This is a genomic window from Pseudomonas sp. GM33 (assembly GCF_000282295.1).
In the GTDB taxonomy this organism is placed as follows: Bacteria; Pseudomonadota; Gammaproteobacteria; order Pseudomonadales; family Pseudomonadaceae; genus Aquipseudomonas; species Aquipseudomonas laurylsulfatiphila.
In genome coordinates this window covers 23,668-35,336 of record NZ_AKJO01000133.1, presented here as the reverse complement: position 1 = coordinate 35,336, position 11,669 = coordinate 23,668, and the positions used below count along the sequence as shown (strand labels likewise).

The 11,669-nt window shown below is 52.8% G+C and carries 9 protein-coding genes and 1 pseudogene; 9 read left to right on the top strand and 1 reads right to left on the bottom strand.

The window, feature by feature from the left end; translation table 11 throughout:
- Window positions 1-234 precede the first annotated feature (234 nt).
- The 7 genes from PMI26_RS06900 (at window position 235) to PMI26_RS31475 (ending at window position 6,833) form a co-directional block, all read left to right on the top strand.
- Entirely contained in the window at window positions 235-1,086 is an 852-nt protein-coding gene (locus PMI26_RS06900; RefSeq protein WP_007977824.1) for a putative selenate ABC transporter substrate-binding protein, read from the top strand.
- On the top strand, window positions 1,083-1,880 hold the full coding sequence (locus PMI26_RS06905; protein WP_007977822.1) for a phosphonate ABC transporter ATP-binding protein: 798 nt from the start codon (window positions 1,083-1,085) through the stop codon (window positions 1,878-1,880). The genes PMI26_RS06900 and PMI26_RS06905 overlap by 4 nt, the downstream gene beginning before the upstream one ends.
- Window positions 1,874-2,701 carry a PhnE/PtxC family ABC transporter permease gene (locus PMI26_RS06910; protein ID WP_007977819.1) on the top strand — a complete coding sequence of 276 codons (828 nt, stop codon included), beginning with the start codon at window positions 1,874-1,876 and terminating at the stop codon, window positions 2,699-2,701. The genes PMI26_RS06905 and PMI26_RS06910 overlap by 7 nt, the downstream gene beginning before the upstream one ends.
- Window positions 2,698-3,465 carry a phosphonate ABC transporter, permease protein PhnE gene (gene phnE, locus PMI26_RS06915; protein ID WP_007977817.1) on the top strand — a complete coding sequence of 256 codons (768 nt, stop codon included), beginning with the start codon at window positions 2,698-2,700 and terminating at the stop codon, window positions 3,463-3,465. Before PMI26_RS06910 ends, phnE begins: the two co-directional genes overlap by 4 nt.
- Before the next feature lie 355 nt (window positions 3,466-3,820).
- Window positions 3,821-4,915, top strand: a complete 1,095-nt coding sequence (gene halA, locus PMI26_RS06920; RefSeq protein WP_238540835.1) for an anti-phage Hailong system effector protein HalA — start codon at window positions 3,821-3,823, stop codon at window positions 4,913-4,915.
- Window positions 4,915-5,610 (top strand): anti-phage Hailong system nucleotidyltransferase HalB, encoded by a 696-nt coding sequence (gene halB, locus PMI26_RS06925; protein WP_007977814.1) that lies wholly within the window; start codon window positions 4,915-4,917, stop codon window positions 5,608-5,610. The genes halA and halB overlap by 1 nt, the downstream gene beginning before the upstream one ends.
- A gap of 275 nt (window positions 5,611-5,885) precedes the next feature.
- The gene (locus PMI26_RS31475) at window positions 5,886-6,833 is read left to right on the top strand and encodes a VRR-NUC domain-containing protein (RefSeq protein ID WP_007977812.1); all 948 of its coding nucleotides are present in this window, start codon (window positions 5,886-5,888) and stop codon (window positions 6,831-6,833) included.
- 92 nt (window positions 6,834-6,925) lie between these two features.
- Here PMI26_RS31475 and PMI26_RS06930 read toward each other — a convergent pair whose 3' ends face one another.
- Window positions 6,926-9,184, bottom strand: coding sequence for a KAP family P-loop NTPase fold protein (locus PMI26_RS06930; RefSeq protein WP_007977810.1), 2,259 nt, complete (start codon window positions 9,182-9,184; stop codon window positions 6,926-6,928).
- A 1,052-nt stretch (window positions 9,185-10,236) separates the two neighbouring features.
- On the opposite strand from PMI26_RS06930, the gene PMI26_RS06935 reads away from it, so the two are divergent.
- Together PMI26_RS06935 and PMI26_RS0129775 are read left to right on the top strand one after the other, a co-directional pair.
- Window positions 10,237-11,040 carry a hypothetical protein gene (locus PMI26_RS06935; protein ID WP_007977808.1) on the top strand — a complete coding sequence of 268 codons (804 nt, stop codon included), beginning with the start codon at window positions 10,237-10,239 and terminating at the stop codon, window positions 11,038-11,040.
- A 293-nt stretch (window positions 11,041-11,333) separates the two neighbouring features.
- A pseudogene (locus PMI26_RS0129775) lies at window positions 11,334-11,660 on the top strand (hypothetical protein).
- Window positions 11,661-11,669 lie beyond the last annotated feature (9 nt).

Below are 11,669 nucleotides of genomic sequence, written 5' to 3'. Positions count from 1 at the left end.
CTTGCTCGCGAAGACGGCGGCACATCCAACATCGATGTGACTGACACACCGCTTTCGCGAGCAAGCCCGCTCCCACAAGTCTTTTTTTGGCCTTGAGCCTTGTTGCAAGGCTGGTCAAGCACCCAAGACCCCCTATAATCGCGCCGTTTTCGTCTACCCTCACGAAGCGTCGTGCAGCAATCAGCTTGTGCGGGGCGCATCGACATTTTTCCGCTATTGAACCGGAGAACTTCCATGCTCAAACGTACCCTGGCCTTGGCCGTCGGCCTGACCCTGTCCCTTTCCACCCTGCTGGCACAGGCTGCCGAGACCCTCAAGGTCAGCGCCATTCCCGACGAAGCCCCCACCGAATTGCTGCGCAAGTTCAAGCCACTGGGCGAATACCTCGAGAAGCAGCTGGGCATGAAGGTCGAGTTCGTACCGGTGTCCGACTACCCGGCGGTGGTCGAGGCGCTGGCCACGGACCGCATCGACATGGCCTGGCTGGGCGGTTTCACCTTCGTGCAGGCACGTTTGAAAACCGGCAATGCCATTCCCCTGGTACAGCGTGAACAGGATGCGCAGTTCACCAGCAAATTCATCACCGCCGATCCAGCGGTCAAATCCCTGGCCGACCTCAAGGGCAAATCGTTCGCCTTCGGCTCGGTCTCGTCGACGTCCGGCAGCCTGATGCCCCGCTATTTCATGCTGCAGGACGGCATCAAGCCGGAAACCTATTTCAGCCGCGTCGGTTACTCCGGTGCCCACGACGCCACCGTCGCCTGGGTTCAGGCCGGCAAAGTGGATGCCGGCGTGCTCAACGCCAGCGTCTGGGAAAAACTGGTCAAGGCCGGCAAGGTCGACACCGACAAGGTCAAGGTCTTCGCCACCACACCGGCCTACTTCGACTACAACTGGACCGTGCGCGGCACCCTCGACCCGGCCCTGGCCGAGAAAATCAAGGCCGCCTTCCTCGCGCTCGACCCGGCCAACCCGGAGCAAAAGGCGATCCTCGACCTGCAGGCCGCCAGCCGCTTCATCGAGACCAAGCCTGAGAACTACAAGGGCATCGAGGAAGCCGCGCGCGCTGCCGACCTGCTGAAATGACCTTGCATCTGAACCGGGTCAGCCTCACCCACGACACGGGCGTGCGGGCGCTGCATGAGATCGACCTGCACATCGGCGCCGGTGAGCAGGTGGCGATCATCGGCCCGTCCGGCGCCGGCAAGTCGAGCCTGCTGAACCTGCTGGCCACCGCCCTGCGCCCCGGCAGCGGCACGGTCGAAGTGCTCGGCGAGCACGCCTGGCAACTTGGCGCCCGACAGCGCCAACGCCTGCGCGCGCGCATCGGCCTGGTGCATCAGGCGCCGCCACTGCCACCGCGCCAGCGCGTGGTCACGGCGGTGCTGGCCGGCAAACTGGGCCAGTGGGGTTTTGCCAAAAGCCTGCTGAGCCTGCTGCATCCGGTGGATGTGCCCGGCGCACGCGCGGCCCTGGTCAAACTCGATCTTGGCGACAAGCTGTTCGCCCAGTGCCAGCAATTGTCCGGTGGCCAACTGCAGCGCGTGGGCATTGCCCGCGTGCTGTACCAGGCCCCCGACGTGCTGCTGGCCGATGAGCCGGTGTCGGCGATGGACCCGGTGCTGGCCGGGCACACCCTGTCGATCCTCTGCCGCCACGCCCGGCAACACAAGGTGACCCTGGTCGCCAGCCTGCATGCGGTGGATCTGGCGCTGAGCAACTTCTCTCGCATCATCGGTTTGCGCGACGGCCAGATCCTCTTCGATCTTCCCGCTGCCGACGTCGACCGCGACTTGCTCGACCGGCTCTACGCCAACGAGCAACTGCAATCCCCGCCCGCTCCGGTGGCGCCCCTGAGCCTGCAGATTCCCCGATGCTGACGCGCGATACACGAGACCCGGCCACCCTGCCCCGCCTGCTGCTCAGTCTGTTGGCGCTGGCCCTGCTGTGGCCCGGCATCCACTTCAGCGAACTGGACCTGGGTGTACTGCTCCAGGCCGACAGCCAGAGTGAAATGGGCCGTTTCGTTTCGGCCTTCTGGCCACCGGCCCATGGCGAAGAGTTCCTCCAGCTGCTGTGGCAAGCCACCTTGCAGACCCTGACCATCGCCACCGCCGGCATGGCCCTGGCCTTGCTGCTGGCCGTGCCCGCCAGCCTGCTCGCCAGCCGCGCCCTGTCGCTGTCGGCGGCTTCGCGCGGTGGTCGCCCGAGCGCCCTGGGCCGGTTGTTGCGTTGGCCGGTGCGCGGGCTGCTGATCTTCCTGCGCAGCGTGCCGGAAATCGTCTGGGCCCTGCTGTTCGTGCGCGCCGTCGGCCTTGGCCCGACCGCCGGGGTGCTGGCCATCGCCATCACCTACAGCGGCATGCTGGGCAAGGTCTACGCGGAAATCTTCGAGTCGGTCGACCAGCGCCCCGCCCACTCACTGCTGCAAGCCGGCAGTGGCCGGTTGGCGGCGTTCTGCTACGGCATCCTGCCCAATGTCGCGGCGGAACTGCTGTCGTACACCGTGTATCGCTGGGAATGCGCGATCCGCGCGTCCGTGGTGATGGGCTTCGTCGGCGCCGGCGGACTGGGCCAGCAGATCGACCTGTCGCTGCGCATGTTCGCCGGCGGTGAAGTGGCGAGCATGCTGCTGACCTTTTTCGTCCTTGTGCTGTTCGCCGACCAGATCAGCCGCCTGCTGCGCTGGAGGTTCGCATGAATCGCCTGATCAACCTGCTGCTGATCCTGTGCATCGGCGCCGCAGTCGTCGCCTCGTTCCGCTATCTGGGCATCGACCTCGGCGAACTGACAGGCAGCGGAAACCTGAAGCAGATGGGCGCCTACGTGCTGCGTTTTCTCAGCCCGGACCTGAGCGCCGGCCACCTGCAAGCCATCGGCCGTGGCGCCGTGGAAACCCTGGCCATGTCCGCCCTAGGCACCCTGCTCGCGGCAGTGTTTGGCCTGCTGCTGGCGCTGCCGGCGGCCGGACGCTTCGGCTGGCTGCTGCAGAGCGCGTCGCGACTTGTACTCAATGGCCTGCGCGCCATTCCCGAACTGGTGTGGGCCGCGTTGATGGTACTGGCCGCCGGCCTCGGCCCCAACGCCGGCACCCTGGCACTGGCCATGCACACCACCGGCGTACTCGGCCGCCTGTTCGCCGAAGCACTGGAAAACACCCCGCCGCAACCGGCCGAAGCCATTCGTTTGCAGGGCGGCAACGTGGTCTGGGCTTTCTGTTACGGCACCTTGCCCAACCTGTTTCCGCAGCTGCTGGCGTACATTTTGTACCGCTGGGAGAACAACATTCGCATGGCCAGCGTGCTGGGGTTTGTTGGGGCTGGGGGGTTGGGGCAGATGCTCTATGTGAGTCTTAGCCTGTTTCAGGAGGCTCAGGCGAGCACGGTGATTTTGGCGATGTTGGTGTTGGTGTTTGCTGTTGATGGGTTGAGTAGTTGGAGTCGGCAGCGGTGGGTTAAGGCGTGATGGAGGATTGGATGGGTTTGGTTAGCTGATTGCATTCGGGCTGGGCAGCCACCTGTATGGATTTGACTACCACGCTTTATGGCTATGACCTGCAGAATCCACAACCCAAAGATGACATTGGCGATAGGCAACAAACGGCCATCAGCTGCCAGAGGCTACCAAAAAGATGAACCCAACCAGGTTGGAATAATGTTGTCAGCTTCCAGTTTTTACAGTCACCTACGGATGGAAAATCGAAGGGCGACGCGGTTGAGCTCGGAATTAACTCGCTAAATAAGGAGTCAACCCCTCCCCTATCGGTGGAAGGCTCAGAGAGGCTATGCTGCTACCAACAAGGATTGGCATGGAGCACGAAGTGCACGAGAAACCCGATAATGCATTAGCAGCGGACCCTGTAGAAGCGGCCGTGATAATGAGTTCACAAAAAAGAAGCAAGTCTTATTGGGACTCTATCTTTATTGGTCACACACTTAAATTAACACCGCATGGCTGGGACTTTACCAACAATAAAGGCCCTAGCCAGCTTTTATTCAAGTCTTCAGATTTGTCTGACTACATAAAGAAGAAATCAATACGGAGATTTAGTTGCAAATCAATCAGCTTTGACGAGTGCGATTTTAACGGCGAGTTCATAAGTGAGACTTCACGACACGATATTTCATTTGGAAAGTGCAGTTTTTCTAAGTGTGATTTCGGTGGTAGCGTATGGAGAGGGGTTAAATTTAGCGAGTGCAAATTCGAGCGATGCTCATTCACTATGGCTGAATTTCAAGATTGTATTTTTTATGAATGCGAGTGGACCGATATCACGCTGTCTGGCACTGAGACAAAAATGCCAAACACTTTGGTTTCCAATCCTGGCAAATTTATAAGCGCCGCGTACACGAACCTTGACAAAAATATTCTACTTCGAAATAGCAAAACCCCAAGCTACCAAAAAATGAGACTAGAAGGGACGAAGGCTAAATTCTCTCGAACATTACTGAAGAATGCCGAAAACCATGGTGACGACGACGCATACTACGGAGCGATCCAAACTTATTTAAATCAGTCACTAAGAAGCAAAATTCAAAAATCAATGTACGAACTTATATACGGAAAGGGCTTTATTAGTCATGGCATGAATTTTTTGGCCGCGTACTTCGAGTTACTTTTGCTAAATATTTCTGGGTTTGTTAATTGCTGGGGGAAGAGCATTGCACGACCTGCGATAATTGGCATAGCATTGACTTTTACATTTGGTTTGTTATATGGATTTTTGTCAAAAGACTTTCAAAAAGGTTTTGTGCAAGGATTTGATATTACCTTTTTGGTGGGCTACACAAAGTATGCAGATAAGACGACCCCAATTCATATTGAAATACTATACGGGGTTAACGCTTTTTTTGGTCTTTGGTGGTATGCAGTATTGGTACCTACATTGATCAATAGGATTAGCAGGGTTAATTAATGCCTATTCTATCACTCGTCGTATATGGAAGTCGCGCTCGCGAGGATCACTCTGTAGACTCAGACACAGATTTGTTTGCGATCACTAATGATGAACGATATGAAATGATAGTCGAAGGGACTACCAATATTGCCTGTTATCCTTTGACTCAAGCCATCTCTAGAGCTGAAGGTGGGGACTTGTTCTTCATGCACATTACACTAGAGGCCAAAGCAATATATGATCCTAGTGGAGCGTTTGAAACAGTCAAAAAGAGTTTTGTAAAAAAAGAAAATTACTCTTCGGAAATTTCAAATGCAAGTGAGTTAGGATTCGCCCTTGTTGCGCACGCCGAGCATATTCAAGATTACTATCTCCTTAATAAAAGGCTCGCTTGGTGCCTAAGAACCATCTTGATCGCTAGGTCTGCGGAGCAAGGCCGCCCCACTTTTTCAAAAGAAGGCCTTGGAGATGTTTTTCAAGATAGCGGTTTAATTGATCTCATCGCTCTCAAGGATTGTGAGAATTTTACTGCTAAAGCATATCCTCAATTTTATTCAGCCTTTATTAAATATGGATGCAGCCCCAACACTAAAATGCCTACGAATTTCAGCGATTTGATGGTTTACTTCCTTGAGCACGACAACATGATGGGATTGAAGACTGCTCGACTCTTAAGCAACGACATAGAATTTGAAGGATATGATTGGATTTAAATTTTAAACCGTCGGGATGACTGGAGATTAAATCATCTTTTTCGAAATTAGTATTCGACTGGCTTTTTTTGCTGGGAGCAGTCCTTGGCTCAACGTCCGCTTTTGGTTGTGGATTCAACCGGTCGATACAACACAACTAAATTCTGTGTCGCGTGCCACTGATTATCATTATTGTGCGACCGGCTAAGTCAGGTGCCAACGATGGGCAAGTCAGTGTAGTAAGCGTCCCTTTACCGGAAGGTCAAATCCAGTGCAATAACTTGTTAAAGGTTTTTATGAAGTTTGAGATCAATCTGAGTCCATGTGCATTTGATCATGATGGATGGTCGAACCTAGAACGCTACAAAGAATTAGGACTGCCTTCTGAGTGGAGTGCTGATAGAGCGGCAGGCGGTGAATGGATTGCGCCAGATGAGTATTTTTGGACGCCAGATAGTTTTTTTTGGGCTGTAAAGTTTATGTCTGCCGATCTCCTTGCTGAAATAAGAGAAAAAACAGGGGGTAGTTTCTATTCTTTGAGTCTACGACAGCAATGTGAGCTTGTGGGGATTGAGTATTTAAGCAAACACCCTAGAGATATGTCTGAAACGATTGGGAGGCGCTCGTATGTTGATAGCGTAGAGAGCTTCTCACTTGATTTTTTCAAATCATCAGGTTGGTCAGGTGAGATGTTTGAGGGCAGCACCATTCAAATGTTGTCTTTCTGGGCTAGAAAAATACTCGAAAAAAAAGGCGTGCGATACAACGGCTTTTATTATGGCGATTTGCTTTTCGCTGACAAATCTTCGAAAGGTATATTTAGACGAAGTAGCATTAGCGAACCTGAACTATCCGTAATAAATGAAGTTTTATCTATATTAAATATTGAAAAAATATCTGAAATCCACTCAACCTGGGTGAAAAACGTAAAAAAATTTCCATTACCGAGAAACGTAACACCGGATGTTTTAGATATTGTTCATCTGGAGTCAGTTTGGAGTGGTATTTCTAACGAGATTTTTAAAAGAATTTTACTTAGGCAAATTCTAGGTTTCAATGGGCTGGGTTGGCCAGACCTTACTTTGCAAAAAAATGGAAATTTGAAGTTTGTAGAGGTCAAGCAAGCGGATGATAAATTTACTCATAGGCAAGCGTACTGGCTAAGGAATTTTGCCAGACCATTAGGCCTGAATATGTCTGTATTGCACGTAACTCACTCATTGAAAAATCAGCCACTTTGTTGACTAGTAAAATTGCGGGATAGGCCACGAAACTCGGCACAATTAAGCGAGGGCTCGCGACCAACCCGTTTCGACTATGGGATCTCGACTGTACTTCAGTAATCCGACCTCTCCCCCCGCTCATGGCTTCTCATTGTGTCATCTATAAGTTCAATGGCTTGCTTTTCAGGTCCGGTCAACGTGGCGCGGTCTACTTGCGCAAGCCATGCTTTGCATGCTTCGATTCCTAACAAGTCGTCGAGCATCGCGATAGGCACATAGTAGGAAATGGACGCAACCCCTCCGCTGGACGACGTACTCTTTTTTACGACTGACCGAGCAAGCAGCAGAAATCGCTCCTTTGTGGTGATATGTTTGTTAACCCACTTTTTCCCCGCTCCGTCGGAAAATCGATTCAACCGATACACATAGGAAACAAAGTTCCAGTGCGCGAGAAACGTATTTGGGTCCTGGTCCGCGTGCGCCAATAGCGCCTCGGTAAATGCCTGTTTTAGCCCCTCGAAGCCCGCATCATCTAGATCTGAGATATCCGACTTTTCCCGGGCGGAGGACTCCGACATCAAAAGATGTTCCAGCACGGCGAAACCTTTGACTTGCTCGAAGGCGCGCAACAGTCGCTCGCTGCGAACATTAGGTTCGTCGTGGCGCCGTAGGAAGAACAATAGCAAGCGGAACGTTTGGACTGGTGCAGACAGAAACGTCATGGATGACTCGCCACCGCTCACGGTTTCACCAACTTTCAGGAGCGTCTTGATAACGGCTTCAGACTGGTCGAGCGGAAACTCCTCAATTCGAGACTCCAGCCGCTCCAAAATCGTCTTCTGTCGTGCATCGTCGTATTCAAGCAACGCGTCGCAAAATTGTTGCGCATTAGTCAACCGCAGGAATAGGAAGTGCAGCAGCGAGTTGGACACCTCTTCGACCGGCAACCCTAATTCAAAATATCGGTCAAAGAAGTCGCCGCAGCACACCCTTGATTCGCGCATCCATTGCATTCGGGTAGAGCCACTGTACGACGTGTTTTTAAAAACCCAGTCCAGTGTGGGAAACAGAATTTTGAGTGTCTGCTCTACACCCGATTGATACTCCTTTGGCGCGCGTTCCACCATTTGCTGAATGAGTCCTGTAATCCGCTCCTTTTCATTTTGTGTTTGGCTCATGACCAATCGGCTGCCTGTCAGCAGCGCTTTGTTCTGCGCTATTGCTTCGTAGCTGGAAGGAGCGAAGACCCGCAAACACTCCAAGCCAAACAAATCCACAGCGTTGATCTCCGCCACGTCACCCCCACGCAGTAATCGGCAGTGGAACGTGAGGGTAGACGTGTAGCGATAGATATCCCGCAAACTCTGGAAAAACGGCTTCATGCCCCGACGATAGACACTGGTCCAGTAGTTTGAGTCGAAGTTTTCGGCCAATTGTGGTTCCGCGGCCAAGATCTCTTCTAGTCGTTGAAACAGCACTATTTCCAAGCTTGAGGCGGGAAGTGCCGGGACGCTGAACGGTACTTGGATGATTTTTTCCAGATACTCAGCCCCGTTGAAACCTGCTCGCTGAAGCCCCTCCTCAACGACATCGCGTTGATACAGCAAAAGAAACACCACGCTGGGGAACTGCATATTGCCCTTGACCAGCTGAAACAGGGCTTTCATTTGATCCGATGCCAGGCGATCAATGTCATCCATAACGATCAGTAGCGGATGCTTTCGCTTGGCCAACAGCAAGGATATTTCACTGCGAATTTCGCTCAGGGTGAGCTCCTCATCCTTTGCCGCATTGTCCGCGCTGTCGGCCAGGTCCTGCAGAAACTTGGCAACCTTTTTGAACAACGTCGGAACGGTCGCTATCGCCGTGATGCCGCTGACGAAATGCAGGGCGGTCTGCATCATTGGATTGTCCACCCAACTACTGAGATAGTTCGCGGCCAGTGCGGACCCAAGCAGTATCGGCAAGTATTTGGTCACGCCATCAATCACCGCCGCGCTGGTGTTGATACGTCGTCCATAACGACGTAAGGCTTTTGCCAGTTGCTTGCCCGCCTTGCTCTTGTCTTTTCGCTGAATGGCCAAGGAGACCTCGTCGAAAAAAGTCGCGCTGAGCTTCTCCTGGCCGGCCCACTCCCACGGATTGAACTCGATGACCTCATGTCCGGGAGTGCTCTTAAAGTCATCAATGACTAGGTTCTTGATTGAGCTCTTTCCACTGCCCCATGCCCCTGTCAGCGCAATTACCAGACTTTCCTGGTCTTTCCAGCTGGCCATTGCTTCTGCCAGGTTCTTGGCAAATCCCGATCGGCCGAGGAGGTCTTGTTCGTGCTTGGCGATTGGCCGATCATCGGCAAACCGTAAATCTTCCATGTTGTTTTTCCCTACGCCATAGACCCCGTGGCGAATGCGATGATGATATCAATCTGCGCTGCTCTTGCAGTCGGACATTTCTAGATGCACTGGCGTATTTGCGTGGCTTGGTCTTCCTGGCCCTGAAAAAGACTGCGAGCAAGGCCTTGATAAGCAGATATAAAAGCACCGCTAAGAATCAGCTCCCACTAATTACGCTGATGTGTCAGATAACCTCGCCTTACTCATGTCCTTTGATTTGCGCTCAATCCGATACCGTGATCCAACGGTAGTGTCCGCCCTGATTACCTCTAGTTTTGGAGACATACCTGAATGACCAGTATCGCCGAAGGAGATCGAAGATTGAACGTCCATTTTTGGCCGATTCCGGCCTACGATTTACCCAAACTTGTAAACGCCGCTGTAACACCTATTTGGCTTGTAACACCGAACGCACGTGAAATTTGAGCAGTGTGTAACATCAACAAAATACAATAAATTCAATTAGTTAAAGTCATTCGTAACACCTGCAACACCTGTAACACGTCTTTTCGAGCCCCCACACCCCATCAGTGATAGCGCCGCCAGCGGAATCTATAATGGCTTGGTATCGACTAATGCAGAATTCGAACGCTGGGTTGCTTTACGCTAGAGCGTTTGGGAAGTGCCGTCTTCCAACAACGAACAGGGGGACCGGGGCATCGACATCACCGGGGACCCTAGGGATGTTCGGTGAGTACGGGGTCGGAAACCCGCAGCATCTTGTTAGCGACTGAATTTTCTACGTTGGTTGACAGGTTGACACCACCCCCAAGGTTGACCGGGCTCAACCGTTCGCTATCAACAACACAATGGCTCACCTTTACCGTTGCGGTAACGATGCCCTTTTCTCTTCAATATCCTTTCAATTTCAACGTCGAAATTTCAGTTAGCTCGGGGAACTGTCGCTACCAAGATCTCGCGGGTTTCCGACCCCGTGTCGCAAGGAATCTCTCAGGGGCCCCGGTAGTTTTGCTGCTCTTTCTCACCAGCCTGTCCAGAGACCTCAGGGGAAACTCAGAAAGGAGAACAGAATGTACGGTGTGCTATATAGAACCCTTCAACAGGAAGGTCATGTAATTCGTTCATGCTTGGCCATAGGTCTTACGGAGCTCCGTAACGCAAACCTGAATGAGAAGGGTCGTTACTACTCGGCCTTCTTTCAGCTCGCTATAGGAATCGAACGCCTTGCGAAGCTGGCATTGATCCTTGACCACATGGCACAGAATGGGCTGCAAGCACCTGGCCAGGTAAATGGGCATGACCTGCGAACTCTTGTCTCAAAGGTGTCTACCTTAACTACTGCTCGTGGGTATGCTCTCTCAAGCCCCTTCCCAACCGATCCTCTTTGCACGCGTGTTCTTGCTTTTCTTTCAGACTTCGCAACAGGTATGCGGTATGCAAATCTCGACGCGCTAGCGTCTGGCAAGCAAAAGCGCGATCCTTTGAGCGAATGGAACGAGATTCTGCAAAACACTGCTGCTACAAAAGTTAGCGAAGCGACGAAATACCAGATAAGCACACACTCCGCAGCAATCGCTCAAGATCTAGAGGGCCGCGCACGTGTGGTTGCAAGCGATCTCGCCAGCAAACCACTGACTCTTTCTACCGCATTTTCGGAACCTTCAATTCTGGACTCGGCTTCGAAGTACTTGGTATGGGAAATATTTACTCTCCTCGTACCGCTTCGAGATGCTGTCGTAGAGGCGGGCCACGCCGCAGATGCAATAGCGGTTACTGCGGACCCCAACGGCGACCGGGTTCCTGTCCTTCGCGAATTCTTTGACTTCATTCAACTGAATCGTAAAATCGTGTTCCGGAAGAAGCGTTGGCCCTGAAGGCCACAGAGGTCAGCAACGAATAGCTTGTATCCCTCCTTGTATCCCTAACGCTATAATTTCGCTGCAAGCCACGCTTTATATGGAAGCCTAAAGTCTCCCTCGGGCACCAAAATTAAGAAAGGCCTTGCTTAGCAAGGCCTTTTTTTCGCCCAAAGAAAAGCCCCTGCCCCCCACCGACAAACGCCCTGACAACGCTCCGATCTGTAGGAGCTGCCGAAGGCTGCGATCTTTTGATCTTGCGTCTCTTCTGCCCCTCTCGCCGGAAGAACATTTCACAAGGATTTCCCCCCATGGAATTGCACCTGGAAACCGTCGCCCTCTTCTCCCTCAAACTGGCTTATGAATCGGAAGGCCAGAGCCCGATTTTGCGGGATGATTTGGTGATGGGGGATTACCAGCGGGATGTGTTTGAGTTGCTGGTACGGCGGGGGGATGTTGAGGGATTCAGGTGAAGGTGGGTGAGTGTGTGGGTTGGCGTTGGAGGCGGTTGAGGGTGTGGATAAGCCGTTGGGCGGGAGTTGGGTAGGTTGGTGAGGGAGTTTGCCGGGATTCAGGCGATGGAGCAGCTTGATGCACCGCTCATTGCGCTTAAGGATTATTTGAAAGACATTCAATGAGTTAAGGCA

What these genes read in the sequence shown, in the direction of transcription:
- PMI26_RS06900 (WP_007977824.1), top strand. Translation starts at nt 235, where the DNA reads ATGCTCAAACGTACCCTGGCCTTGGCCGTCGGCCTGACCCTGTCCCTT.
- PMI26_RS06905 (WP_007977822.1), top strand. Translation starts at nt 1,083, where the DNA reads ATGACCTTGCATCTGAACCGGGTCAGCCTCACCCACGACACGGGCGTG.
- PMI26_RS06910 (WP_007977819.1), top strand. Translation starts at nt 1,874, where the DNA reads ATGCTGACGCGCGATACACGAGACCCGGCCACCCTGCCCCGCCTGCTG.
- phnE (WP_007977817.1), top strand. Translation starts at nt 2,698, where the DNA reads ATGAATCGCCTGATCAACCTGCTGCTGATCCTGTGCATCGGCGCCGCA.
- halB (WP_007977814.1), top strand. Translation starts at nt 4,915, where the DNA reads ATGCCTATTCTATCACTCGTCGTATATGGAAGTCGCGCTCGCGAGGAT.
- PMI26_RS31475 (WP_007977812.1), top strand. Translation starts at nt 5,886, where the DNA reads ATGAAGTTTGAGATCAATCTGAGTCCATGTGCATTTGATCATGATGGA.
- PMI26_RS06930 (WP_007977810.1), bottom strand. Translation starts at nt 9,184, where the DNA reads ATGGAAGATTTACGGTTTGCCGATGATCGGCCAATCGCCAAGCACGAA.
- PMI26_RS06935 (WP_007977808.1), top strand. Translation starts at nt 10,237, where the DNA reads ATGTACGGTGTGCTATATAGAACCCTTCAACAGGAAGGTCATGTAATT.